The organism is Sphingobium fluviale (genome assembly GCF_004122115.1).
Taxonomy (GTDB): domain Bacteria; phylum Pseudomonadota; class Alphaproteobacteria; order Sphingomonadales; family Sphingomonadaceae; genus Sphingobium; species Sphingobium fluviale.
In genome coordinates, this window is sequence record NZ_SBKP01000006.1 from 11,295 (window position 1) to 37,321 (window position 26,027).

Consider the following 26,027-nt stretch of genomic DNA (forward strand, 5'->3'; position numbering starts at 1 on the left):
CCCTCCACCGGACATCGCTCATGAGCGGCGGGTCTCTCCAGCTTCGGATGTTCCGTCGCGCGATCCGTGAGGGGAAAACCTTGATGACCGCCTGCGCCGAGTCCGGGCTGTCTCTTGCCGAAGCAAAGCTCACCATCGCCGCGGATGCCGCCAATCCACCGCCGGACGACGCCTATGAACTGATTGGCTCAGCGAGAAAGGAAGACGACATGGCACGAACAGCCAAGAAGCAACAGGAAGTGGAGGAAATCGGCAAGCCCGACTTTGAAAGGGCTGTCAGCATCTACCGCAACGACATTAAGCCAGCGCAGGCGCGCGTTGGCGAATATGCCCAAGAGCAGTCGACCGCCTACAAGGAAATTAAGAAGGGCTGCAATGTACACCCCGGCGCCGCCAAGCTGGCGTTCAAGCTCGACGCGATGGAAGATACCAAGCGCGATGACTTCCTGCGCTCGCTCAAGGGGCTGATGTCGGCGCTCAATATCGGCCTGTCGGCTGATCTGGTCGACAAGGCCGAGGGTGAGGACGACGAGGATGTCATTCCCGTGAAGGCATCAAGCCGTCCATCGCTAATGCCGGTGCACTGATGCAAATACTCGCCCTCGACATGTCGAAGGCGCGCACAGGTTGGGCGTCCTGGTCTGATGAGCAGGACCGCCCCACCTATGGCTCGTTCTCGCTCGGCTCGGATATGACCGACAAGTATGAGGTTCTGGTGAACCTGCATAAGCGGTGGCTTGAGCTTACGGCGTTTGGATACCCCACGCATGTCGTCATGGAGGCGCCTGCAAACACACGGCATTGGGATAGGCCGACCAACTTCGACAACGACTGCCTGTTGATACGGATCACCGGGCACCTCGGCTATCTCGCCCGCATTTGCGGCATCCGCTATATCCGCGAAACCGATGGCGCGAAGTGGTTTACCTATTTCAACGCGCAGCCTCGATCAGCGAAGCGCGCCAAGGGTGTAACCACCAAGGACATCACGCTCGAAACATGCCGCCGGGCTGGCTTGAGGCCGCAGAATAACGACGAGGCCGACGCGATCGGGCTCCTCACATACGAGATGAGCAATCTCGGCATCAATGCGCCTTGGATGAATTTCAGAATCCCGCTGCTGGCGGAGGTGAGCGCCGCATGAGCACCCCAGAGGAACGCCGCAAGCTGATCGCCGAGCTGGACCATATCCTGCCCGAAGATCTGAAAGCCATTGCGGCCATGCCGATCATGGATCCGGGCCGGGTCTATCTGCCCGCAGGCAAGATCAGCGAAGCCGAATACCGCGCGCGCCAGGCCCGCATATTGGCCGGAGAACAGCCATGACCAAATCGAAGCCAATCCAGCGGATACGCCTGTTCAACGCGATGGTTGGCCGCGCTCAGGCGGGCAGGCCCGGCCTTACCCTCACCACATGGATGAACAGCCTCGGCTTTGACGACCGAGATCAGGTTATTGATGCGATGGCTGAGCTTGCCGGCACCGGGCACATCCGCGTCGACATTGGCGGCGAGCGTCCGGCCATCGTCTTGCTGCGCGACCGATACAAGCTGCCCGGCGAGCCGCTGGCGCGCCCACTGGTATTGGGCATGGCTCCCCTGCCCACATTCAAGGTGGAAAGCACGCCCGGCAAAGAAGTGCCCGCGTCGCCGCTCACTGATCTCGTTCCCGCCAAACCCGATTATGTGGACGTGGTGCAGGAAATCGCCGCCGAGGTTATGCCGCCGGTCGCGCCGCCCGCTCCGCAGCCCGTTGCCGTCACGTTCGTTCTGGACGCCGACGACATGGAATATCTCTGCGAGCGGCTGGACCAGCACAAGGAGCCGATGAGCCTCGATCACTACGCCAAGGAGCTGTTCGAGGAATATGTCCACCTCCTGCGCGCCGAGGATGGGCCCAAGCATCGCCTCTCCGCCGAAGTTCTCCGGGCCGCCAAGAGCGATGGGCGCCCGCTGCCGGAGTTTGTGACCGCGCTGATCGAAATTGGGCTGGCTGCGTACCGTATGAACGGGGAGGCGGTATGAGTAATCCCGTCACCATCGGCAACGCTGAACTTTGGCTAGGCGATTGCAGGGACATTCTGCCGACCCTAGGCAAGGTGGACGCGGTTATCTGCGATTTGCCCTATGGTACGACACAAAACAAATGGGACTGCCCCCTCCCGCTTGACGAACTCTGGCGGGAATATCGTCGCGTCTGCAGCGGCGCTGTCATTCTTACCGCCGCCCAGCCTTTCACGGCACGCCTTGTTGCATCGAATGAGAGCGGTTTTCGGTATTCGTGGGTATGGCATAAAAGCCGCCCAACAGGTTTCCTGAATGCGAAGCTGCAGCCTTTGCGAGCTCATGAGGATATCTGCGTCTTTTACGACGCCCAGCCAATCTACAACCCGCAATATGGGTTTGGCGCTCCAAACCACGTTAGCAAAAGCGGTAAACCGCGCACCAAAGGGCGATCCGAAAACTACGGCGCGCAATACGAGATAGTCGAGGAAGATACCGAGCGGAAATATCCAACAACCGTTCTGTCATTTCCAGCAATTTCGCCAACCGATGTCCTTCATCCAACACAGAAGCCGGTTGGATTGATGGAATATATGGCCCGAACCTACACGGACTTTGGCGGCGTCATTCTCGACAACTGCATGGGAAGCGGCACAACCGGCGTTGCAGCCGTTCAGATGGGCCGCAAGTTCATTGGGATTGAGCGGGAGCCAAAGTATTTCGACATCGCCTGCAAGCGCATCGAAGAAGCGCAACGGCAGGGTGACATGTTCATCAATGGAGCGGCAGTATGAACGAGCACCAGCAATGGCAGCGCAGGACCGCCCTCGCCAAGCGTGAGCGCGACAAAGCCGAGGCGAAGAACAGCAACCTACCAATGAGCGACGACATGCTGGACGCAGCCGCTGCGGCCTATGTGGGCGCTACAGCGGCACAGGTTAAGGCTTGGAGGAGTGGGCGGTGAGTCGTAAGCAAATAGGTAAAAAGCAGCGTTTTGAGATTTTTAAGCGCGACGGCTTTGAGTGTCAGTATTGCGGCGCCACTCCCCCAGGTTGCATACTTCATGTTGACCATATCATACCGGTCGCCCTAGGGGGCGCGAACGATGAAGACAACCTCATCACCTCTTGCGATTCATGTAATCTTGGCAAGGGCGCGCGAAGCCTAAATGTAGCCCCTCTTACGGTCGAGCAGAAGGCTGCAATCATTCTCGAGCGGGAGGAACAGCTTCGAGGCTACAATGCCGTACTGGACGCAAAGCGCGATCGGATTGAAAGCGATACATGGCGAGCGATTGAATATTGGCAGGGCGACGTTGATAGCGTCCGGCACGAGGTGTTTGCTTCCATAAAGAAATTCATCGAACGGCTGGGCGTTCATGAGGTCTTGGATGCGATAGATATTATGCGTGGTGCCCGCATTTGGGGCACAAGGCGTCAGCTCAGCTATATCGCCGGCGTTTGCTGGAACAAAATCAGGCGCGCAGAGCAATGAGCGGCTTCGTCGCCCTTCATCGTGCAGCGGTCGATCACCCGTTGTTTGCGGGCGATTCCTCGCGCCTGGGCGCATGGTTGTGGCTTGTGACCAAGGCATGTTGGAGGCCGACGAAATACGACCTCAATGGAAAGATAATCACGCTAGACCGAGGGCAATTTGTCGCATCACGCAGCCAGTTGGCGAAGGCGTGGGGATGGTCCGACAGCGCGGTCGAGCGGTTTTTGACCCGATTGCAAACCGAACAGATGATCGGACGGGAAACCGGACAGGGTCGTTCTATCATAACTATATGTAATTACGCCAAATATCAGGATGTAGATCATGATGCCGGACAGGCCACCGGACAGGAAAGCGGACAGCGACCGGACAGCGACCGGACAGCAAAAGAACAAGGGAACAAGGGAACAAGTTTATCCTTAGTCGCTAACGCTCCTAAGGATTCGTCGTCTGGCGACGACGCGGACGGCGATCAGTTCCAATTGGAAATCGAGGAAGATACTCCACCAGACCCTCAGGCTGTCGTGATAGCAAAATGGACGGAGGCCGCGCAGCAATGCGGATGGCCTATCCCCAGAACAATTTCCGCCGATCGCAGGAAGAAGCTCCAGTCCCGTATTCGAGAGCACGGCGTCAAAGGGTTGGCCGAGGCGATAGCCCGCGCGAGCCAATCCAACATGCTTGGCCGCGACCCGCCGCGATGGTGGGATTTCGACTTTTTCGTCCGCAGTCAGGACAGTGTGAACAAAATCTTGGAGGGTAAATATGACAAACAATTTGGCTCCAAGGGAGCAAACGGCGCTGAGCCTGCCGGAATCGGCCGAACAGAGGCGGCAGCGATTGCAGCGATGGATGATGTTGAACGAATCTTCGCCGCTGCCGGAGCGGGCGTTGGAGGACGCGCAGCTGGTGCTAGCCGACATGGACAGGACGTTGGCGCCGGCGACCGCGGAACAGTTCTCGGCCCAGGTGATGCCATGCCTGATGCTTTGCGGCGGGTCGGGAATGCACGCCCATGATCGCACTGAATGGATCAAGGCGGCAGCAATAACCTTGGCCGGGATCCCATATGATCTGTTGGCCAGAGGTTGTGATGTAGCGCGGAAATATGCCGATCACCCTTCCAAGATCGTCCCGACCATCATGAGGGAAATCGAGGAAGCATGGAACTACCGCAAGATTGAGCGAAACAAGCTCAAATTCAGGATAGATCCGCCTTGGAAACTCACCCGCGAAGAAACCTTCGACCCTGCGACCCGCTGCAAGCCGGAGGAGGCTGCGGCCATCCTGAGAGAGTATGGACTGGATCAGCCTGTCGTCCGTGACCTCGATGTTGGCCGCGACTGCTCGAAGCTGCGGCAGCCGACGAAGGAGGAGCTTGAGGCGCTGGCAGCGGAGTTCAAGGCTGCCCACGCCACGAAGCCATCTCAGGACAGCGAGACGCAGGCCGCATGACAGAGATCACACGCCCCCTACTCCGCTGGCACGGCGGAAAATGGATACTCGCTCCCTGGATCATAAGCCATTTCCCTACGCATCGGGTTTATGTCGAACCGTTCGGCGGCGCGGGGTCTGTTTTGATCCGTAAGCCGCGCACCTATGCCGAGGTATGGAATGATCTCGATGGCCATGTCGTAAACCTGTTCCGCGTCTTGCGCAGTGACCGTGCCGACGAACTGGTGAACATGCTTCGCCTGACACCATTCGCGCATGATGAATTCCGCGAGGCATATGAGCCATGTGATGATCCTGTTGAAAAAGCGCGTCGGCTTGTTGTTCGGTCTTTCATGGGGTTTGGCAGCAACGGACATAACCGCTCCACGGGTTTTCGATCAAACTCAAATCGTTCTAGCACAACGCCAGCGCATGACTGGATGAACTACCCCGACTCTTTGTCGAGAGTGATCGAGAGATTGCAGGGTGTTGTTATTCTTAACCGTGACGCCTGCGAAGTTATGGCGGGCCATGACGGCCCCCAGACCTTGCATTACGTTGATCCCCCATATGTGTTCGCGACGCGCGCCGATTTGGCCAAAGATTATGCCCACGAGATGACTGACGACGATCATGTCCGTCTGCTGGCGTTTCTCTCGACACTAAACGGCATGGTTATTCTCTCTGGCTATCCAAGCGACCTATACGACAACGCCCTAACAGGGTGGAGGCGGGTTGAGAGAAAGGCTTTGGCAGACGGCGCTCGCGAGAGAACCGAAGTGCTGTGGATCAACCCGGCGGCAGCATCACACGGGCGCGATTTGTTCTCGGAGGTGGCCGCATGAACAGCCCGCTCGCCCGCTACGCCCATCTCGGCCACGAGCCGGACCCGGACGGTGCCCGCAAGCGCGCTGCCAAGGCGTACCACGATACCGGCTTTATCGCGCTCAACCCCGATTGGATCACATCGTGGGAAGATCGGGCTTACGTTCAAATGGTTGCCGACAAGGTGCATGGCAAAAGGGGGAATAAGTGATGCCGATTGAAGCGATGTCGGGTGCCGACCGTGTGGTGTTCGGGGCCATATCCGAGGGGCTGGCGGACTATCTGGGCCATGTCGAGGATTACAACTCCCTGCTGGAAAAGCTGGTGCAGGCGCGGGCCGCCAAGACGGCGAGCGAGCAGCGCCTGATGTCCCTGCTGGAGCGCGATGCCAAGGACCGCGAGGAGGAGCGCCGGCGCCGCATCGCTCTTGCCGACATGGAGGCTGGGATCGACACGAACGTAGGCGACGCGCTGGTGAGGCCAACGCCGGAGCAACTGCGCGACCCCGCGTTCATCACGCGCAAGGTGGCTGCGAAGCATTGGGCGGATGGTGGGGCAATCGGGTATCGGCGCCTTCACATCGACCAGATCACATACCTGCTGAGCCGGGGCGTGCTGGACGATCAGACATTCGCGGCCTGCAAATGGTATCGCGATCGGTATGAGGCATCCGAAATGGAGCCATCGGCGGCCGTCGCTCAATATGGCGAGACGGTGCGCGGTGATCCGGTCTATGGGCATTTGCCGCGCTCCGAATGGGCGGCGGAAGCGCGAACCGATATCCGCTGGGCGCGCGGCTTCATCCCTGCCGATGTCCTCAGCTTATTTGAGCAGGTGGTGCTGCGTGACGTGGGAATAAGCGAGGTGGCGAAGCAATACCGTGGGCCATATGCGAACGTCCGCGCCGCGTTCATCCACGCCTGCCACAAGCTCTATGATGGCGTGTCGCACCGGCTCGAATCGCGCTTTCAAAAATGATTGTTGACAGAAAATGAAAGTCGACTCATACGGATATGCAATCGATAAGAATTGCCCCTGCGGCAACCCCATGAAAATCAGCCATTTTTCCCTAGCGACTCGGAGCGCGTGATATGGCGCGTCCCCACGGCAACCCTGACGACCTGATCCAGCGGATCGAAGCCGCGCTCAAGGTCGCCAAGCCTGCGGACGTGGTGGGCGCCAACGAGATGTCGGCGATCCTCAAGATGTCGTGGCGGAACCTGCTGGTGACGCATATCGAACCGGACAACAAGTTCCCGGTCCAGAAGCGCGGCATGGAAGGGATGGCGTGGGAGTTCCGCGTCGTCAAAGTGCTCAAGCACATGCTCAAGCGGGCGAACGAGCGCAAGGCGGCGAATGAAGCCAAGGCGCGGCGCTTGATGGAGCTCACCGGCTTCACGGTGCCGGAAAACGCCGAAGCGATGAACATCGCCGAGATTGCGAAGCTGATCGACGTGAACGCCAAGGCGCGCGCGGAGAAGGTGGAGCAGGGCAAGCTGCTGAGCGTCGATGAAACACTGACATTCCTGACCGGCTACAACCGGACGGTGTGCGCGGCGATCCTTAACGCCGGCCAACACCTCGATCCTACGGGATCGCTCCCGCCGGAGATTTCGGAAGCCTTGAAGGACTATCTGCGCGACCATGCCATGAACGTGCATCAGGCCGCCAGCGACTATCTGGAGAAATGGCGTGCGGCTGCTAAGCCTGGAGGAATTGCTTGATCTAGCCGAGGTCATAGCATCCGAAGGGTTTTGTGCCGACATAACCAGCGTAGCGGACGCCGCGCTGATAGACCTTCTCCCACCTGAGAAGATTTCCACGGTCGATTGTGCGGAGCGATTCCGCAAACTGCCCGGCAATGAGGATGGCGCGGTTGTCGCCTACGACCGGCTGCGCACACCTTACAATGTCGGGCCGATGAACAGCCTCGACAATCCGGCGTGTAATCTGCTGGTGATGGTGAAGCCGTCCCGCTCCGGCGGCACCACGGTTGTCGAGAACTATGAGTTCAAGATGATGCGGTTCGGCCCGATGGGGCATATCGCGCACGTGTTGAACAGCGACGAGGCTGTCACCGATTATTGCCGCTCGATCGTCAAGCCGATGTTCGAGCTTAACCCGGAGTTGCAGGAGCGCGTCGGCAAGATGCGCGGCGACGACACGGACAGCTTCAAGCGGGTGGCGAACTATCCGGTTGAATGGCTGAGCGCCAAGGACTCGACGTTCCGTAACCGGCAGCCGATCTTTATGGTGTCGGACGAGACGGACGGCTGGGCCAAGCGATACGCCAAGACGCCCAAGGTGCAGATCGACGGGCGGCAGAAGCAGATCGGCAACCGACGCAAGGGCGCGATCCTGTCTCACCCCGATCTGGGGTGGAACTCCGGCGTTGCGGCCTGCTTCGAGGACACGACGCGCGGGATCTACATCATGCGCTGCGTCGAGTGCGAAAGCTATGCGGCGGCCTATGCGACGAAGTTCTGGGACAATGTGCCAGAGTTCAAGCTGTGGTGGCCGCGCGACAAGGAATTGCCGAACGACGAACGGCTTCGGAGAGCCGAGAGGGAGGCCGCGATGCTCTGCCCGCATTGTGGCGCGTGCCTGACCGACGAGCAGCGCAAGCAGATGGTCGACGAGGCGCTGACAGACCCGCGCTGCGGCACCGACGGTTGGATGCACCGGGGCCAGACGCTCGACGCGCTGGAGGGCGTGCTGGGCGAGATGGAGCACCATCCCAGCCACGGCTACTGGATCCACGGCCTGATGGTGAAGGCCGAGGCGCTGGGCAAGCTGGCGCGCGAATACGAGGCGGCGCTTATCAAGTTCGAGCGCACCAAGGACACGGAAACCTTGAAGGAGTTCATGTCCAAGGCGCTGTGCGAGGTGTTCGAGGGCGCGGCCACCACCGGCGGCGTTTCGGCGCGCGGCCTCAAGCAGCGGGTGCAGGAATCAACCATGCTGCGCGGGGTGTTCCCGCAAGGCCCGCTGTTCATCACGGCGGCGGTCGACACCGGCGGGCGGCAGTTCGATGTGGCCTGGATTGCGTGGGATCTCGAAGGTCGCTCCTGGCTGCTCGACCGGCTGGTTATTCGCCAGCGGGTGCATGACGATGGCATCGCCCGCGACATTCGCCCCAGCGGCAGTGTCGACGACTGGATGGTGCTGCTCAGTCAGGTGCTTGATCGCCGGTTCCCGATTGCGGGGCGGCCGGGCTGGGAAATGCCGGTCGCGGCAATGGCGGTTGATAGCGGTGACGGCAACGTGACCGAAAAGGCCCGCGCCTTTGCACGCCGCGCCGAACGCGCAGGCTATGCGTGGGGCGGCTGGTCGAAGGTGAAGCTCATCAAGGGTGTGGCGGGCAAGCGCCCGATGCTGCCCGACGCGCCGCGCAAGATCGACAAGGATGAGATGTCCAAGCCGATCACGCCGGTCATCTTTGAATATTCGCTTGGCGTCGATCAACTCAAGTCGCTGACGCTGGAGCGTCTGGCGGTGAGCGACGGGACGCCGGGCCAGTGCTACTTCCCCGCCGAATTGGAGGGGAACTACATCGAGCAGTTCTTTGGCGAGAGCCTGATCGACGGCAAGTGGGTGCGCTCCGGGCCGAACGAAAGTCTCGATCTATACGGTTACGCCGAGGCGGCGCGGCTTATGCTCAAGCCTGACCGCCAGAAAGACCCGATACTCTGGGATCAGTCATGTATGCCCGCTGGCCGGACATGGCATGAAGGGTTGCTGCCCATCTGGGCGCGGCCGATCCCCGTCAGCACGGAAGGAGGTGATCCTGCGGTTGGGCGCGAGGGCGCGCCGATACAAGCACCTCCGGCCAAGAAGAATATTTTTGAGCGGTTTGACGCTCTCAATCGCAACGAAGGATAGTCTCACCCATGGCAACTGCCGCTGAAATCGCTGCTGATCTTGTAGATCTGCGCGCCGCGCGCATGGCCCTAGCCAAAGGCGAGCGCATCAAGGACGTGTGGCGCGATGGGCGTCGGCTGATCTTCTCGGAAATCAGTATGGATCAGTTGAACAGCCTCATCAGGATATACGAAAGCGATCTGGAGGCCGCCACTGCCGCTGAGGCGGGACAGCCGCGCCGAAGGGCTATCCCATTGAATTGGGCGAACTGACATGGGTATCATGGACGGGCTACGCTCAATGTTCGGTGTAGCCTCGAAGCAGGCGTACACAGGTTCCCAGCGTGATGCGTCCAGGTACGACTTGACCGAGTTCAGCGGATGGAACCCAAGCCTCGGCTTTGCCGGGTCGGATATGTTTGGCGAGTGGGATGTCATCACCGGGCGCGCCCGCGACCTGGATCAGAACAATGGCTGGGTAAATGCCGGCATCGACCGCCGCGTCGAGTCCGTCATCGGCGGCCAGATACGTTTGAGTGCGCAGCCACAACATGAACTGCTTAACCGCGATTATGAGTGGCGGATGGGATGGACCGCTGATGTGCAGGCTCGGTTCAAGTCATGGGCCAATGACATTGAGCACCGCAATGACGCGCGCCAACGTCTCAATTTCGGGGCACAGGCAAAGCTCGCCTATTTGACATATGTGCGCGACGGGGAATCGTGCGCGGAAATCCGTGACGATGCCCGCGGCATACCGAACACCACAAACGTCCTGTTGATCGAACCGGAGCGGGTCTGCCAGCCTAACAATCAGGCTGAAAGCTCGACGTTGCGCCGCGGCATCAGGTATGATCGGAACGGCGCGGCCATCGGCTATTACGTCCGTAGCGGCAATCCGAACGACCCCGTGCCTGACAGCCAGATCCTGCGCTGGGATTATATTCCTGTGCGGGGCAAGACCGGGCGCGCCAAGTTTGTGCATATCTACTCCCCGCGCCGAGTGGAGCAAAATCGCGGAATTTCGCGCCTCGCCGAGGTCATGCTGCCGGCCAAAATGCTGGACCGGGTGGACCGGGCAGAAGTCAACGCGGCGCTGAAATCTGCAATATTCTCGCTGTTTATCAAGTCGCCAGGAACGACGCAGGATCTTGAGGCAGCACTCGCTCCGTCAGGAAGCGGGGCGACGATGGATCCGTGGATTGAGGCTTACCTAGACCAGCGAAGCAAGAACCCGGTTCGCGTTGAAGGCGCGCAGGTAAACCACCTGCTGCCGGACGAAGATGTTGTTACGCCGGAACGATCGAGCCCGAACACCAACTATTCCGAATTCGCGCAATTCATCCTGCGAAAAATCGCGGGATCGCTCGGCGTCGCGACACCGCAACTTACGGGCGACTGGTCAGCGATCAACTATTCAAGCGCGCGCGCTCTTCTGAACGAAATCTGGAGGTCATTTCTGGAGGATCGTCACTATTTCACCCAGCATTTCCTGACGCCGATTTATGCGGCCTGGTTGGAAATGGAAGTGGCGCTGGGCACAGTGAAAGTGCCGGGCGGTCCCGTAAATTTTTATCGGAACAAGACCGCTATCTGCATGGCTGAATGGATCGGGCCGGGACGCGGCTCGGTGGATCCGCTTAAGGAAAGCAACTCCAACAATCTGGATGCTGCCGCAGGCCGCGCTTCGACGGTCGAGCATATTCTGGAGCGCGGACGTGACCCGTCCGATGTTCTCGCCGAGGAAGCGTGGTGGCTGGAGGAACGCAGAAAGCGTGGACTTGATGCGCCGAACTACAACACCAAGGCCGCTTCTGACGCTGTTGCGGCAGACGGTGGCGATTCCGGCACTGGTACGCAGGATGACCGCGACGGTGATGGACAGCCCAACGAGGCAGAAAAGGGCAAGTCGAAACAGAAGGAACCGGCACAGTGAGGGCAATCGGCACGGGGCCGCGCAGCTTCCCACAAATCGCGCAACAACTGCTTGACCGGCCCCTACTGATCCACCCTCACAAAGCTGAGGTTCTGATCTGTGCGCTCCAGCAAAAGCTGGGCATTGTCAGCATGGATACGATCGACGGCATAACACTTGATGCCAAGGCGATGCTTGATCGGGCCGCGCTTGCCAGAGACGCGGTGCGCGACCGTGCCAACGGCAAGACATTCCATGTCGACGGCGACATCGCCGTCATCCCGATCGAGGGCGTACTTGTCCAGAAGTTCGGCTGGCTGGACCCTATGTGCGGCTTCACCGGCTATGACGCGCTCGCGATAAAGCTGCGCGACGCCATGCGCGACCCGGATGTCTACGGCATCTGGCTTGACATCGACTCGCCCGGCGGGGCTGTCGCCGGACTTTTCGCTTTTGTCGAGGAGTTGGCGCAGTCGGCGATGAGCGAAGGCGGCAAGCCCATCTACGCATGGGTCAACGAAATGGCCTGCTCTGCGGCCTATGCGATCGCAAGCGTATGCGACAAGGTTTATGGCCCACGCACTGCCATGTGTGGATCAATTGGCTCTGTCATTGTTCATACCGAAATATCGGAAGCCCTCGACGAGAGTGGTGTCAAGGTGACGATCATCCGTTCCGGCGAGCGTAAATATCGCGGCAATATGTATGAGCCGCTGGATAAGCAGACCGCAGCGAAGTGGCAGGCGTCAGTCGACGAGGCGGGGCAGTGGTTCGCGAAGCTAGTGGCCATGGGCCGTGGCGTCGATGCTGATGCTGTTATGGCGACGGAAGCGGACTGGTTCGAGGGGGCTGAGGCGGTTACGCGCGGCCTCATGGACGAAATCGTCGCAGAGAGGGAGGCATGGGGCCGCCTGGAGGAAGAATGCGACCGCATCAAACGTGACAGGAGGAATGGCCGATGAGCCGTTTTCACAATTTCAGCCAGCGGCTGCACGCCACTGGCACCGAACTCACGCCGGACGACGAGCCGGAAGAGGATTGCACCACGGGCAAGGGCGACAAGTCCAAGCCCAAATCGAAGAAGAAGGATCCCGACATGAGCGAAGAAACCAGCGCGGAGGCCTTGTCCGCCGCGAAGAAGGAAGGCTTTGACGCTGGCTTCAAGGCCGCGATCGATCGCCAGAACACTGTCATGGCAAGCGAGCATTACAAGGGCCGCGAAGCGCAGGCCGCCACGATGCTTGGCAAGCAGTCCATGAGTGCGGAGGATATTGTTGATGTCCTCGCTAGCAGCCCCAAGGTCGAGCAGTCCGCATTGACCGAGGAGCAACAGCGCGCCGCAGCCGAAGAGGCTGGCCGCAAGGAAATGCGCGAGCAGATTGGCCAACAGGGCAACAGCGGCGTCGACGCCGATGCTGGCGGGAAGGCCACCGAACCCAATCACGGATGGGATGCAATCCACTCCGACATCCGTTCGCGCCGCGGCTGATTGAGCCGCCCGCCTATCCCTTGAAAGGAACATTCACATGACCACTCTCACCGAAGGCATTTACGCCACCGAGTCCTTTATCAGCGAAGCGCCGGGCGATCGTTCGCGCGAGGCTATCGTTGTCAAGTCCGGCCAGAACCTCAAGGCCTGCGCCGTCCTCGCCACCATCATGTCCGGCACCGTCGCATCGGCGGCGAAGTCTGGTGGCAACACCGGCAACGGCACCTTCACGCTGGACGCCACCACCCCGCTCCTGCTGGGCGCCAAGCTCGGCGTTTACACCCTGCGCTGCATCGCTGCGGCGACCAATAACGGCACGTTCCGCCTCGAAGATCCTGATGGCGTCGTTCTTGGTGACATCGTGATGGCCGGCGGCGCGGCTACCGTTGCCGAGCAGATCAAGGGCGCGCTTGCTGACGGCGGCACCGATTTCGTTGTTGGTGATGGCTTTGACATCACTGTCACCGTCGCGACCGAAAAGGAGGTCGAATACAATCCGGCCGGCACTGACGGCTCGCAGATCGCGACCGGCATCCTCTACGGAGCCATCAACGCCACCTCCGCCGACACGCGCGGCGTCGCCTACAAGCGCGATTGCGAGCACAACGCCGACATCGTGGTCTGGAAGACCGGCATCACCGCGACCCAGAAGGCGAAGGGCACCTCCGACCTCAAGCGGCGCGGCATCATCCTGCGCTGATAACCCATCACGACACGACGCAAGGGCGTCGGGGCACTGCTCCGGCGCCCTTTCTCGTGCCTATTTGAAAGGACAATCCCACCATGTTGACCATGGACGTATTCAAGCAGGACGCCTTCTCGGCAATTTCGCTGACCGAAGCTGTCCGCAAATCCCAGACTATCCCCGGACTCATCGGTTCTCTCGGCATCTTTACCCCGAAGCCGGTGCGGACCCGTACTGTTGCGGTCGAGGTGAAGGGCAACACGCTCAACATCATCCAGACCAGTGAGCCGGGCGCCCCGCGCACCAAGCGCGCGAACAACAAGGGTGACATCCGCGACCTGCGCGTGCGTCGCATCGAGGAGTCCTCGACAATCACCGCCGAGCAGTTGCAGGGCATCCGCGCATTCGGTTCGGAAACCGAACTGAAAACTCTCCAGAAGGAGGTTGCGGAACGCCAGCAGGATTGCATCGACGACCTCTCCGCCACGGTCGAGCGTCTGCGCCTGTCGTGCATCAACGGTATTCTGGTCGATGCGGACGACACCACGATCTACGACTATTACGCGACCTTCGGCATCTCCCAACCCGCCGAGATCGACTTTAGTTGGGCATCTCGCACCAAGTGCAAGCAGTTCGTCGCGCAAAACGTCAAGCGGCCTATTCTTCGCGCGCTCGGCGGGCGGGCTGTGCCGGGCATGCGCATCCTCGCTCTCTGCGGCGACGAGTTCTACGACGAGTTGCAGGAAAACGGCGAGTATCGCGACACCTTCAAGAACACCGAGAAGGCCAGCACATTGCTGGAGGATAGTGTTTTTGATGCGGTCGACGCATGGGGTGTGACCTGGTTGAACTACCGCGGCACCGATGACAACTCCAAGGTTGCGATCGGCGTCGACAAGGTGAAGTTCCTTCCCATTGGTGTGCGCGGCCTGTTTCAGGAAGCGTTCGCCCCGGCCCCGACCTTCTCGCTCGTCAATACGATGGGCCAGGAGTGGTACAGCCGTATCGTCGTCGACAAGGACCGCGAGGAGTGGGCCGACATCGAGATGGAAAGCCACCGCCTGCCCATCTGCACCCGCCCCGACGCACTGCTCCAGGGCAACAAGTAATCTCCCCCACCTCAAGGCCGCCCCTCACCGGGCGGCCTTCTCTTTTGCAAGGATTACCGTGATGACCCTCGTAAAATGCAAGGCTGTCCGGGTGTTCACAGAGTTCGTGTCGAATTTCGGCATGGTGCATGGCAACCCCGAAGGCTCTGACGAACGGGCCCGGTTCCCGATGGTTCCCGAAGCTGCGGTGGCGAAGCTCGCTGCCGAGGGCAAGATCGAGACCGACGCGGGTGATGCGCCCCTGCCCCAACTTGACCACGACGGAGACGGCCACCCCGGCGGCAGTGTCTCGGCGACCGGCAACGACATCAAAGCCCTGCGCGCGCTCTATCGCGAGACGTTCGGCAAGGCGCCGTTCAATGGCTGGGATGCGGACAAGCTGCGTGCGCTCATGGCTGAAGCCCGCACCGGCACCGAAGGCGCTCCCGCCTGATGCCAGTCGATCTGGAGTCTCTGACTTCCACCCTGTTTTCCAAGTGCGACGAAAAGCTGGGCGATACCGTGACGATCACGCCGCCCGCCGCCGCGCCCATAACGACCAAGGTTCACGCCGCGCACCGTGACCGCCGAGCCGATTTCGGTCTGTCCGCCGGCACGGTGCAGGACGCCATGCTCGATGTCAGCAAAAGCCTGCTGCCCGGAAAGCCCGGCGTGGGATGGACGGTCACAGTGCCCCTCATCCCCGGCAAGACATTCGAGCCGCGCGATGTCCAGTCCGATGACAGCGGGCGCCGCTGGGAGTTCGGCTTGAAGGAATTGAAGGGTGGCTGACGCGCCCATCACCAAGATCCTCACCGCGATCAAGGCGCTGGTCGAGACGCCATCCCTGACGTTCCACATCAACCGCACGGACGACGAGCCGCTGGATGAGAGCGAGCGCCCCGGCGTCATCGTCCGCGTGCCGCACATGGCGTTCGAGGACTATTCCAATCAGGGGCAGGATCTCGTGCGCGCCACGCTGCACTTCGATTTCATGAGTTCCGGCACGGCTGGCGAGACGATCGACGAGCAGAACCAGACCGGCATCGCCGACACGCTCAAGCTCATCGCGGCTGATCGCACCCTCGGCGGGCGTCTGCACCGCTGGGAAGCCACAGCCGTATCCGGCTCCGAACAGAACGGGGCGGACCTCGGCACCGCCATTCTTGAGATGGAAGTCGTCTTCTTTGTCCTGCGCGACGACCCGCTCCTCATCGTCGGCCTGTCCGGCGTCACCTTCTGACACTTGCATAAAGGAAAGTAACTCTCATGGCGATGCGTTCCCAATTCACCTCGGTAGCGGTCAAAACACAGTCCGCCGTGGACACATGGGGCTCCCCCACGTCCTCCGATCTTTTTCCCTGCGCAAACGTCAACCTGCGCAGCGAATCCATCACCGCTGAAAACCCGGAGTATCTGGGCGCGATTGACCGCCCCGGTGACTTCGTTCTGGGTGAGCGGGTGTCCCTGACCCTCTCGATCCCGATGCGCCCGCCCGGTGGCGCCAGCCCGCCCGCCGCCGACGCCTATATTCCGGGCCGCTTTCTGAAAGCTGCCAACTTCACCGAGATTGTGACCTCGGCAGCGGTCCCCACCTCTCCCGCCGCTGTGTCGGCCGGCACCACCACGAGCGCAACGCTGGGCGCCGCCGCATCCTCTTCCGCGCAGGCTTATAAGGGTTTTGGCCTGAGTCTGTCCGACAACGGCAGCGGCTACAATCGCCAGTTGACGGCGATCAAGGACTATACCTCCGGCAAGATCGCGACACTGCCCGAGACGCTGAGCGGCGCTCCGGCGGCGAACTACCAGATCCCGAAGCAGCTTTCCTACCACAGCGGCGCGACCGGCAACCCGCCCGTCCTGTCGCTGAGCGTCTGGTATGACGCGGTGCGCTTCGACCTCATCAACATGGCGGTCTCCAGCCTGCGTTTCACCTTCCCGGTCTCGACCCGCAACTCGACCGAATACCCGATGATGGAACTGACGCTCGATGGCGACATCTATCAGTGGGCAGACGAGGCCGCGCCGACCGTGGGCGCTCTGGGCGCTATCCCGACATTCAAGGACGGCGATATGTGGATCGCGAACAAGGCGCTGGGCGGATCCAGCTTCTCGGTCGATATGGGCATTCAGGTCGGCTATCCGCCCAACCCGAACAAGGCGCAGGGCAATGACGCCGCGCAGCTTACCCAGACCAAGCGCACCGCGCAGATCACGCTTAACCACAACACCAAGGCGACGATCGACTTCCGCGCGCTGGCGCTGGCCCAAAGCTATCACTCGCTCTGGGCGCAATATGGCTACACCGCCGGGAACATGGTGGGCTTCCTCATCCCCAATGGACGCTTCACCTATCCCAACCAGGATGTCGGCAGCGAGTTCGTCAGCCAGACGATCGACATGCTGATCGACGACGTAAGCCGGTCGGTGAACCTCTACTTCCCGTATTAAACCCCAATCCCCGGAGATACCCCGTGACAAAATATCCCCTCGAAGGCGGGGAGTTGGTCGAATACACGCCCGACTCCCTCGCCTCCATTCCCGTGCCTCCCGTCTTTCTGCTGCGTCCCGTCACCGAACGGGACCGCCGCCGCCTGCGCAAGCTCGCCATTCAGGAGGGTTTAAGCAAGCACAGCCTTGCCGACCTGCGCGCCGAGACACTGACCGGCCTGCAATCCTTGTGGAGTGAGGATGTCTTCGCCGCGCATGAGGGCCGCCTGCGTTCCTATTGGGATGCCTATGACCAGTATGAGCGCGAGATGGAGGGTGTCGACGAGCCTGCCCCGTTCGAGCATCCCGACACGCAGCAGATGATTGAACTGTCGGAGCGCATTACGCGCGCATGGCCGCCGCTGCTCAAGAAGCTGGCCGACAACAGCGAATATGACGAGACATGGCCGAAGCTGATCGCCTCGATCGCCCTTGCCGGATGGAAAAACCTCGACCTTCGCTATGAGCGCGACGAAGGCATTGTGCCGCTCGACTGCATTGACCAGCTTGCGAGCAAGTTGATCGACATGCACGCCGAGGTGGAAGGCAACCTCCCCTCAAACCTGCCGTTCATCCAGGTGCTCACCCGCGCGATCCAGATGTTCACGCTCGGCAAGGACGAGGAAAAAAACTCCGAATCGCCGTCGAAGTCCTCCACCACCCCCAGCACTTCGAGGAAGGCTGGGAAGGTAACGACGGGTGGAAAATCGACGGCGACACCTTCGACCGAAACCCCCGCGACCTGATCGACGAAGAAGACATGGACCTCGTGAACATGTTCCACCGCTGCGACATGGGGATGGCGGGCCGCGTCTGGCCCGATGGCGGCACCCTGCTGGATCAACCAACGAAGCTGGTACGCGCCTTTTCCGTGATCGGTGAGGCGGTGGCGAAGGTGCGCAAGTCGTCATGATAAGCGCCAAGCTGCGGCGCCCCGGACTTGGCGCGTTTCGCGACTATGAGCGGTACGCGATCCAGCGAGCCGAGCGCGCCGCGCTTATCGCCACAGACCGGGCATCGTCCGGCGGCAAAACCGGGATTCGCAGCGATATGTCCGGGGTTGGCCTTGGCCGTCTCGGCTTTGCTCTGGGCTCCGGTTCCGACCTTCAAAAGAATGGCCGGGTCCGGCGCTTTGGCAATAGCGGCTTTAGCGCATCGGGATGGATCTATGTCCGCACCCGCTCCGAACGCTCGCTCGGCGCGCTCAAGATCTACAGCGAAGGCGGCGACATTCTGCCCGTCACCGGCAAGTGGGAGTGGATCGCGACGGACAATGTGCCCAAGCGCATCGGGCGTTATCGTTCAACGCCGCGCCGCTACATGCAATCCGGCCTCGCCTCCAGCGTTGGCCCGCTGGTGTTCATTCCGGGGCGGCATAGCGGCGAAGCCCTGCTGGTCGTCAAGAATGTCACCACCCGCACCGCCGGGCGTCCCAATCCGCGCCGCGCGCCACGCAGCGGACGGGCCCGCGCCGGGCGCGAGGTGCAGGATATGATCGTCATGTTCGTCGGCATCAAGCGCACGAGCCGCGCGCAGCGGTTCGCGCCGAGAGAACGCTACAGGGAGCAGCAGGCCGCGCTGCCTTCATACTGGTATCAAGCCTTGGGGAACGAGACATGAGTGCGCCGACACAGTTTCCGGCATTTCTCAGTATCGAATATGATGGCCGGGGCGGCGGCTTTCCCGCGTTTGAACGGGAAGCGACATCATCCTTTAACCGAGTCGAAGGGCGGATGCGCCAGTTCGCGGCGAACGTCGACGAGGTGGGCCGCGTGGCGGCGAAGGCGATTGCTGGTGGCGTTTCCAGTTCGGGTAGCGTCGATCTTGGTGTTGGTCAGTATCGGGTGGCCGCCGCCGAAGCGCGGGTTTACGAGGAAGCCCTTCGCGAAATGCACGCCGCCGCGAAAAGGCTGGCAGTGGAAACGGGCGACACCAGCCAGGCAACACATCTCTATGTCAAAGCTCTGTCCGCGCAGAGCATCGAAGCGCAGCGCGCGCGGCAGGAGGCGGAGGCGCAGGTTGTAACCTACGCGCGTTTGCAGCAGGCGATGGATGGGGCGTCATCTGCCGGGAGTCGATTGTCGGCGGCGTTCCGCGATGCGCAGAAAATGCGCGAGGCAGCGCAGTTCGCTCAGCAATATGAGCAAGCCCTGTTTGAGATCCGCCAGCAGGTTGACCCCGCCTATTTCGCGCAGAAGCGGTTCAATCAGGAACTCGCCTTTGCCGATCATGCACTAAAGAGCGGCGATATAACCGCATCACAATATGCGCAGCGCCTTACTCATCTCCGCAGTGAAATGGCGCTCAACGCCACCTCGACCCGCCAGATGCGCTTCGCGTCTGTGCAGCTTGGTCAGCAGTTGCAGGATGTGGTCATTCAGGCGCAAATGGGCACCAACGCCTTCGTAATCCTTGCTCAGCAGGGCTCCCAGATGGCGTTCGCGCTGACGGAAGCTGGCGGCAAGGTTGGCGCGCTCGCCCGCATCATGGCGGGGTGGCAGGGCGCTATCGTGTTCGCAGGCATCGCGCTGGTGGGGCAGTTGATTCCGGCGTTGATTGGGACAAGTAAGGAAAGTGACAACGCCAAGCAGTCGACCCTCGATTTTAGTAACAGCATTGTTGCGTCGACGGGGCTAGTTGGGAACTACACTAAAGCGATTGAGCAGCTTTCGCAGGCCACGCGCGGTCTAATTAATACCCAAGCCCTCATCATCGACAATACACAAGCATTTGCCCAAAACGCTGTTTCTCAGCTCCAGTCGCAACTCGCAGAGCTTGATGGCCAAATTGGGAAGTTGAACGCCAAGAGTCCGATCACTGATTTTCTGTTCAACGCGAACCAGAACGCTTTTCAGCTTGCCCGCCTACAAAAAGAGCGCGCGGCGATCTCTGTCAACCTCAGGGACGCACAGAACGCGCTTGCCCAGGCCCAAACCGCCATGGAAGCCCGTAAGGCGAATGAAGCGGCCGACCCAAAGGCTGCGCAACAGGCAAAGATTGACCGTGAGCGTGCGCGCCTTCTTGAGCGGCGGCAGTACACCTTGCAGCAAGGTCCGGTTCCGTTACAGGACGCGAACCAGAACATGCTCATCTCGGAAGCCGACTTCAACCGCGAGATGCAAAGCCTCAAACGGCGTGAAGAAGCCCTCCGCAAGAACGAGAGTGCATCCAAGGAGGTTGCCGCCGCCAATGCTAAGATCAGGCTGGAAGAACGCGGTGAGGATGTGGCCAAGAAGATCGCGAACATCACCGATCGCTTTTCCGACATGCCGCCACAGGTGCGCGCGGTTAACGCGGCCATGCGTGAACTCGATGATCTGGCCGACGACTTCTCGCGCAAGAAACCACCGAATTATGAGGCTATCGTAAAGCAGATCGGTGACGCGAAGAAGGTGCTTGAGCAAACGGCGCCGAATATCCCGGTCGAGGATTATCTGCAAAAGCAGCGCGAACTACTCGCTGTTGGCGAACTTCAGAAACAAGGCCGTATCGTCGAAGCCCAGACGTTGCAGCAGGTCTTGCAGATCCAGCAGCAGCAGGGGGCGCTGTCTGACGACTATCTCAAGAGCGTGCTGGAGGCGAATATCGCCCTGCGTCAGCAAACCCGCGAACTAGAGAAGCAGCAGAGGCGCCAGCAGATACTGCTCAACTTCATCGAGGCGCAGCGCGCCGCCGTCAATGACATGGTGTACAACCTGCTGAGTGGCAAAGGGCTGTCGTCTGTTGGTGGCTTCGTCAAGAGCGTGTTCAACAATTATCTGCGCGCGCTGTCGGATGAGATTACTAACTCGCTGACCGGCGACTTTTTTCAGAAGCAGACCGACCGGATCAAGGGCGAGACGGCGTTGAGTGATGCGGGCAAACGCATGGCTGGCTCGATCAATGATCTCAAGTCTGCGCTCGATTCGCTCACCAAGTCTGTTCAAAAAGCGTCTGGCGAGATTGGTGGCGCGGATGCGAACCCTGCACTGACGGCCGCCAACGACAATGATATAGTGGTTACTGCCAACCGCACTGTTGAACGCACATTAAAGGACGGCCTCAAGGATATTGGCAAGTCCATCTTCGGCGAGAAGAACATGCAGCAATTTGCGCAGGTTCTTGGGCCGCTCATGCAGGGCGCAGCGATAGGCACCGCAACGTCTGGCGTCCTCAAATCCCTCGGCATCAAGCAGAGCACACTTGGGGCACAGATAGGTGGCGCTATCGGCAGCGCGGTGGCTGGGCCGATCGGCGCTGTCGTGGGTAGCGTATTGGGCGGGACCGTCGGCGGCCTGTTCAAGAAAGCGAAATACGGCACAGCCACCATCGGCGCCAATGCGTCGGGCAACCTTGCCGTCCTTGGCTCTGCGGGCAATTCGGGCGCGGCGGTGAAGGCATCAAACACCGCCGGCAACGCCATCGTCGAGAACATCGACTCCATCGCGGAGCAGCTTGGCGGCACGGTCGACGCGAGCCGGGGCAGCGTCTCCATCGGGCAGTACAAGGGCAAATGGCGCGTCTCGACGACGGGGCGCTCAGGGAAGCTTAAGAGTAAATATGGCGATGTCGTCGATTTCGGCAAGGACGGAGCCGAAGAAGCCGCGCGCTTCGCGATGCAGGATCTTATTCGCGATGGCGTGATTGTCGGCCTGCGCAATGGCACACAGGCGCTGCTCAAGAACGCGGGCGACCTCGAAAAGGGCTTGGCCAAGGCGCTCAAGTTCGAGGGCGTATTCCGCGACCTGCGCAAGATCAAAGACCCGGTAGGCGCTGCGATCGACGACTTGAACCGTGAGTTCCAATCGCTCATCAAGATCTTCAAGGAAGCGGGCGCCACCACCGAGGAAACCGCGCAGCTTGAAGAACTGTACAACATCAAGCGCAAGGCGGCGGTCGAGGATGCGATGCAATCGCTCACCGGCAGCCTCAGTGACCTGTATAAGAACCTGACGATTGGCGATTCCGGCTATTCGCTGCGCACGCGGCTGGAGAATGCCAGGGCGGACTATGACCCGCTGGCGGCGCGCGTCGCGGCTGGCGACACCACAGCCTATGACGACTTCGCCAATGCCGCGCAGACGCTGATCGACCTCCAGCGCGAATACAGCGGCTCGGCGCCGGAATATTTCTCTGTGCTCGATCAGGTGAAGCAGCTCACAAAGGGCGAGCTCGACCGGCAGCAATCGCTATTCAGTACCGCGTCTGGCGCGGCCACGCCGTTCGACACCACGCCGATTGTGGACGCGACGCAGCAGCAGACCACGGCGGTCGTGAATGCTCTCTCGGCGGTGAATGATAATGTGTCGCGCCAGACTGCGTTAGTGCAGCAGTATATGGCCTTGCTGGCCCAGGCCGGGCGCGCACCGTTCCCGGCGGCGAGTAATTTCTGATGCACATCCTTGCCGAAATCACCCCGCTCGATCCGGTCGCCGGCACGAGGCCGACGCTGCGCGTGTCGTCGTTGCAAGACCGCGGCGTCAACGGGTTGAATGGCGTGAAATGGTGGCCCGGCATCACGCGCAAGCCATCTATGGGCATAACGCTGTTCGACGGCGATTTCTCATCGGGCGTGAACTCCGGCCAAATCTCGATGGAAATCGCGGTGACGGCGCTGGAGAAGCTGGACGCCAACGCGCGACGCTTCGTGTGGGCCGGGGCATCCATCACCGTATATTCAGGCGCGACGGGGCAGGCGTGGCCGTGGACCAAGATATTCGTCGGCCGCGTCGAGGGATTTCGGGTGCAGGCAAACAAGCTGTCCCTGTCCGCCACGGTCGATGAGGAGCCGTTTCAGGCGAAGGTGCTTTCGGCCACCTATGCCGGGACGGGCGGGCTTGAGGGTGGCGCCGACATCAAGGGCAAGTCGAAGCCGTGGGCATTTGGTGCGCCGAAGAACATCGAGCCCATCCTGATCGACAGCATCAATTCGGTTTTTCAGGTGAGCGCCTATGGCACGATCAAGGCGGTCACGACGCTTTACGAGCGCGGCGCGGCATTCAGTGCATCGTTCGGCAACTATGCCGATTATACAGCTCTGGTGGCCGCCAGCATCCCGGCGGGGCGATGGGCGACATGCCTCGCATCCGGCCTCATTCGCCTCGGTGCGCCGCCTTATGGCGTCATCACCGCGGACATAGAGGGGGATTACCTCAGTTCGACATGGCGCAGGTTGCCCGGTGCCATCCTGCAACGCATCTGCTCGGCGCTGTCCATCTCTGGCGGCCTCATCGACACGACATCCTTGAACGCGCTGGACTCGGCTCTGGCGGCATTGCCGGCGGGAGGCAACATCAGCCTCTATCTGACAGAACAGCAGGAGGTAATCGACCTCGCGCGCGACATCGCGATAAGCTGCAACGCGCAGGCAGGCGTATCGTGGCTGGGGCAGTTGTTCACGACGCGGGTGGCGATCGCCTCTCCCGTCGCCTCGCTCGATGCGCAGGCGAAGTCCATGCCGCGCGTGGTGAGCAATGTCGAGATACAGGTGTCTCCGCCCTATACCCGCATTCAGATGGGTGGAGACAAGTGCTGGCGGGTACAGAGCTTTGACGAGATCGCGTTTCAGGCCGAACTGATCGACAAGGGGCTGTATTCTGCCTCGGTAGTCTATCGGGACGGCAACATCGTTTCGCTTGATGATGGCTCGCGCTGGCTGTTCGTAGGCGCAACGCCGGTTTCGGGGTCGACTCCGACGGACGTAAACACCAATTGGGCGCGGATGACGAATGCGGTGCAGTCCGCAGCCATTGCCGCCGCCCAGGCTGCGGCAGACGCCGCCCAGGCCGACGCCGACGCAGCGCTGACGACGCTCACAAATATTGCTTCGGACAGCCTGCTGACCCCGGATGAGAAGCCGCGCGTCATTCAGGATCGGGACGCCATCGTGGCGGAGCAGGCGGGCATCGATGCGCAGGCCAGCGCCTTTTCGATCACGACCGAGAAGACGACCTACGACACCGCCGTTTCAGCGCTCACCACCTATCTGGCGACGCTGACCAGCCCGGTGCTGTGGTCTAACCTGACCGGCAACACGACAATTGTGGGCAGCACGTTCAGGCAGAAATTCCTCGATGTGTATGCGGCGCGGCAGGCGTTGCTCAACAAGATCGCGGCGGAGGCGGCAAAGCGGGCTGATCTGGCGCTTGGCTCCAACCTTGTCGTCAATTCCGAGTTCACGAACGGGCTGACGGGATGGTCGGCGGGGTGGGACGGAGATAGCGGACTGCCCGTCACGCGCGGATTGAATTTAACTGGCTCCCCCAACAACTGGTTTGGCACCAAAAACGTCGCTTGGGCGAAGGTAACAGGTACACCAGCGGCGGGTAAGGTGTTTGATGCTTACTACAGCCTTGGGCCGGGCGCGACGAACCTCGACAAGGGACTCAGGTGGGCAGTGCCGGTCATGCCTGGCGACCGGCTCTATTATTCGGCGCTGGTGGCTGGCCACCGTTGCAACGTGCTGGCAAATCTACAGTTCTGGGATGGTAACGGGACTTATGTTTCAGAAGTAGCGAGTGCGACCGCGCCGGTTGCAACAAGCACAACAGATTTTAGCGACGGTGATCCGACACAAGCGACACGAGTAGGCGCTTTTGTTAACATTCCGAATGGTTCGGCGATCCGCTTCGCCTTCCTCAATATTCGCGCGGTCTGCCCCGGCGGACAGGCAGACCCCTATATTTTCTTCTCGGATGGCTTCATCGCCAAGGTCGACCCCAACCAGACGGTTCCGCCCGTTTACACAATGGGGCCGGGCGATCGCCGGGCCACCGAGGGCGCACCGTCCGGCACGCTGGTGGCGGGCGTCTCGGCCGACACGGTGGCCACAGCAACGACGAATTTCAACGCCAGCAACGACCGCAACAGCGCGGCGGTAGCAGCGCCGACGGTGGCCACCGATGGCACGGCGGTGGATCACACGCTGCAATCCAACGGCTCGGCCGACATAAGCTTTGAATGGAGCTGGGGCGGCACCGAGGGGGACATAGACGGCTTTCTGGTCTATCTCTATCAGAGCAGCAGCGCATCGGCCTACACCTTTGGCACCACGCCCGCCGCCGAAACAGTCTTCACCCTTCCCGCCAACAAGCGCGCCTTCATCCTGTTTGGCACCGCGCCAGACCAGTATTACAGCTTTGCGGTGCAGGCCTATCGCTCGGTCGATAAGGACATCAACGCCGCCGGCGCGATCAAATCGACGCTGGTGAAGGCGACCGGCGGAGGGGAGAACCCCTATCGCCCATCGGCAAGCGTGGCCTTCGCCGGGGATGTGACGGGCACGGTGAGCGGCGCCTCTGCCGCGACGGTGGCCAGCGGGGCTGGCAAGGCCAACAATGGCCTCGACAGCTCGGGCAATGTGCTGACGGATAAGGTCAATACGAGTTCAGTCCAGGATAACGCCATCACGCTGCTTTACTCGCAGGTCAGCGGCTCCACCTATTATGGCAACAACGCGTGGCAGACTATCGTCACCTACAACATCACCACGACAATGGCGGCCGACTTGCACTTGAGCGCCTTCGTGGCGCTGGGCTTTGCTTCTGGCGCACGCAACTGGGGCATACGCATACTGCTCAACGGCGTGACGGTCGTATATCGCTCTGGTGGGGCATATAACGACGCTCCTTCGTGCGCCGAAAAAGCCTCAGTCGGTGCTGGCACGCACACCATCACCCTCGATTTTCTGGGACAGGATAGCTCGGTTGTGTGCGGCGCTGGCCAGTCATCCCTGATTGCGGATCGCCGCTACAAATAGGAAATAT

The 26,027-nt window shown here is 60.8% G+C and carries 29 protein-coding genes; all 29 read left to right on the forward strand.

From position 1 onward, the window contains the following. Positions 1–20 precede the first annotated feature (20 nt). Positions 21–587 carry a hypothetical protein gene (locus EQG66_RS07605; protein ID WP_129403998.1) on the forward strand — a complete coding sequence of 189 codons (567 nt, stop codon included), beginning with the start codon at positions 21–23 and terminating at the stop codon, positions 585–587. Further along, complete coding sequence (locus tag EQG66_RS07610; protein ID WP_129403999.1) at positions 587–1,144, forward strand: hypothetical protein; 558 nt, start codon at positions 587–589, stop codon at positions 1,142–1,144. Before EQG66_RS07605 ends, EQG66_RS07610 begins: the two co-directional genes overlap by 1 nt. Further along, the gene (locus tag EQG66_RS07615; RefSeq protein ID WP_129404000.1) at positions 1,141–1,326 is read left to right on the forward strand and encodes a hypothetical protein; all 186 of its coding nucleotides are present in this window, start codon (positions 1,141–1,143) and stop codon (positions 1,324–1,326) included. Before EQG66_RS07610 ends, EQG66_RS07615 begins: the two co-directional genes overlap by 4 nt. Next, on the forward strand, positions 1,323–2,024 hold the full coding sequence (locus EQG66_RS07620) for a hypothetical protein (protein ID WP_129404001.1): 702 nt from the start codon (positions 1,323–1,325) through the stop codon (positions 2,022–2,024). The genes EQG66_RS07615 and EQG66_RS07620 overlap by 4 nt, the downstream gene beginning before the upstream one ends. Then, a complete protein-coding gene (locus tag EQG66_RS07625; RefSeq protein WP_129404002.1) occupies positions 2,021–2,797 on the forward strand; it encodes a DNA-methyltransferase in 777 nt (258 codons plus the stop codon). The genes EQG66_RS07620 and EQG66_RS07625 overlap by 4 nt, the downstream gene beginning before the upstream one ends. Then, entirely contained in the window at positions 2,794–2,967 is a 174-nt protein-coding gene (locus EQG66_RS07630; protein WP_129404003.1) for a hypothetical protein, read from the forward strand. Before EQG66_RS07625 ends, EQG66_RS07630 begins: the two co-directional genes overlap by 4 nt. Then, positions 2,964–3,497: an HNH endonuclease gene (locus EQG66_RS07635; protein WP_164975626.1), complete on the forward strand. Its 534-nt coding sequence runs from the start codon at positions 2,964–2,966 to the stop codon at positions 3,495–3,497. Before EQG66_RS07630 ends, EQG66_RS07635 begins: the two co-directional genes overlap by 4 nt. Beyond that, complete coding sequence (locus EQG66_RS07640) at positions 3,494–4,516, forward strand: hypothetical protein (RefSeq protein ID WP_129404005.1); 1,023 nt, start codon at positions 3,494–3,496, stop codon at positions 4,514–4,516. Before EQG66_RS07635 ends, EQG66_RS07640 begins: the two co-directional genes overlap by 4 nt. A gap of 34 nt (positions 4,517–4,550) precedes the next feature. Continuing rightward, positions 4,551–4,952, forward strand: coding sequence for a hypothetical protein (locus EQG66_RS07645; RefSeq protein WP_129404006.1), 402 nt, complete (start codon positions 4,551–4,553; stop codon positions 4,950–4,952). Next, a complete protein-coding gene (locus EQG66_RS07650; protein ID WP_129404007.1) occupies positions 4,949–5,776 on the forward strand; it encodes a DNA adenine methylase in 828 nt (275 codons plus the stop codon). The genes EQG66_RS07645 and EQG66_RS07650 overlap by 4 nt, the downstream gene beginning before the upstream one ends. Continuing rightward, complete coding sequence (locus tag EQG66_RS07655) at positions 5,773–5,967, forward strand: hypothetical protein (RefSeq protein ID WP_129404008.1); 195 nt, start codon at positions 5,773–5,775, stop codon at positions 5,965–5,967. Before EQG66_RS07650 ends, EQG66_RS07655 begins: the two co-directional genes overlap by 4 nt. Then, entirely contained in the window at positions 5,967–6,734 is a 768-nt protein-coding gene (locus EQG66_RS07660) for a hypothetical protein (RefSeq protein WP_129404009.1), read from the forward strand. Before EQG66_RS07655 ends, EQG66_RS07660 begins: the two co-directional genes overlap by 1 nt. Before the next feature lie 113 nt (positions 6,735–6,847). Then, a complete protein-coding gene (locus tag EQG66_RS07665; RefSeq protein WP_129404010.1) occupies positions 6,848–7,480 on the forward strand; it encodes a hypothetical protein in 633 nt (210 codons plus the stop codon). Further along, the gene (locus EQG66_RS07670; protein ID WP_164975627.1) at positions 7,449–9,638 is read left to right on the forward strand and encodes a terminase gpA endonuclease subunit; all 2,190 of its coding nucleotides are present in this window, start codon (positions 7,449–7,451) and stop codon (positions 9,636–9,638) included. The genes EQG66_RS07665 and EQG66_RS07670 overlap by 32 nt, the downstream gene beginning before the upstream one ends. Positions 9,639–9,646: 8 nt before the next feature. After that, on the forward strand, positions 9,647–9,889 hold the full coding sequence (locus tag EQG66_RS07675; RefSeq protein ID WP_129404012.1) for a phage tail protein: 243 nt from the start codon (positions 9,647–9,649) through the stop codon (positions 9,887–9,889). 1 nt (position 9,890) lies between these two features. Continuing rightward, positions 9,891–11,552, forward strand: coding sequence for a phage portal protein (locus EQG66_RS07680; RefSeq protein ID WP_129404013.1), 1,662 nt, complete (start codon positions 9,891–9,893; stop codon positions 11,550–11,552). Continuing rightward, positions 11,549–12,493: a S49 family peptidase gene (locus EQG66_RS07685; RefSeq protein ID WP_129404014.1), complete on the forward strand. Its 945-nt coding sequence runs from the start codon at positions 11,549–11,551 to the stop codon at positions 12,491–12,493. The genes EQG66_RS07680 and EQG66_RS07685 overlap by 4 nt, the downstream gene beginning before the upstream one ends. Then, entirely contained in the window at positions 12,490–13,020 is a 531-nt protein-coding gene (locus tag EQG66_RS07690) for a hypothetical protein (RefSeq protein WP_129404015.1), read from the forward strand. Before EQG66_RS07685 ends, EQG66_RS07690 begins: the two co-directional genes overlap by 4 nt. Before the next feature lie 37 nt (positions 13,021–13,057). Beyond that, the gene (locus tag EQG66_RS07695) at positions 13,058–13,720 is read left to right on the forward strand and encodes a head decoration protein (protein ID WP_129404016.1); all 663 of its coding nucleotides are present in this window, start codon (positions 13,058–13,060) and stop codon (positions 13,718–13,720) included. 83 nt (positions 13,721–13,803) lie between these two features. Continuing rightward, positions 13,804–14,814: a major capsid protein gene (locus EQG66_RS07700; protein WP_129404017.1), complete on the forward strand. Its 1,011-nt coding sequence runs from the start codon at positions 13,804–13,806 to the stop codon at positions 14,812–14,814. Between the two features lie 61 nt (positions 14,815–14,875). Continuing rightward, positions 14,876–15,247, forward strand: coding sequence for a hypothetical protein (locus tag EQG66_RS07705; protein WP_129404018.1), 372 nt, complete (start codon positions 14,876–14,878; stop codon positions 15,245–15,247). Further along, on the forward strand, positions 15,247–15,585 hold the full coding sequence (locus EQG66_RS07710) for a head-tail joining protein (protein ID WP_129404019.1): 339 nt from the start codon (positions 15,247–15,249) through the stop codon (positions 15,583–15,585). The genes EQG66_RS07705 and EQG66_RS07710 overlap by 1 nt, the downstream gene beginning before the upstream one ends. Beyond that, positions 15,578–16,036, forward strand: coding sequence for a hypothetical protein (locus tag EQG66_RS07715; protein WP_129404020.1), 459 nt, complete (start codon positions 15,578–15,580; stop codon positions 16,034–16,036). The genes EQG66_RS07710 and EQG66_RS07715 overlap by 8 nt, the downstream gene beginning before the upstream one ends. 26 nt (positions 16,037–16,062) lie before the next feature. After that, positions 16,063–17,244 carry a hypothetical protein gene (locus EQG66_RS07720; RefSeq protein ID WP_129404021.1) on the forward strand — a complete coding sequence of 394 codons (1,182 nt, stop codon included), beginning with the start codon at positions 16,063–16,065 and terminating at the stop codon, positions 17,242–17,244. A gap of 23 nt (positions 17,245–17,267) precedes the next feature. Further along, on the forward strand, positions 17,268–18,029 hold the full coding sequence (locus EQG66_RS07725) for a hypothetical protein (protein ID WP_129404022.1): 762 nt from the start codon (positions 17,268–17,270) through the stop codon (positions 18,027–18,029). 14 nt (positions 18,030–18,043) lie between these two features. Next, the gene (locus EQG66_RS15315; RefSeq protein WP_164975629.1) at positions 18,044–18,196 is read left to right on the forward strand and encodes a hypothetical protein; all 153 of its coding nucleotides are present in this window, start codon (positions 18,044–18,046) and stop codon (positions 18,194–18,196) included. After that, positions 18,193–18,903, forward strand: coding sequence for a hypothetical protein (locus tag EQG66_RS07730; protein ID WP_129404023.1), 711 nt, complete (start codon positions 18,193–18,195; stop codon positions 18,901–18,903). The genes EQG66_RS15315 and EQG66_RS07730 overlap by 4 nt, the downstream gene beginning before the upstream one ends. Beyond that, on the forward strand, positions 18,900–22,655 hold the full coding sequence (locus tag EQG66_RS07735; RefSeq protein ID WP_129404024.1) for a phage tail length tape measure family protein: 3,756 nt from the start codon (positions 18,900–18,902) through the stop codon (positions 22,653–22,655). The genes EQG66_RS07730 and EQG66_RS07735 overlap by 4 nt, the downstream gene beginning before the upstream one ends. Then, the gene (locus EQG66_RS07740) at positions 22,655–26,020 is read left to right on the forward strand and encodes a DUF7359 domain-containing protein (protein ID WP_129404025.1); all 3,366 of its coding nucleotides are present in this window, start codon (positions 22,655–22,657) and stop codon (positions 26,018–26,020) included. The genes EQG66_RS07735 and EQG66_RS07740 overlap by 1 nt, the downstream gene beginning before the upstream one ends. Positions 26,021–26,027: the final 7 nt, after the last annotated feature.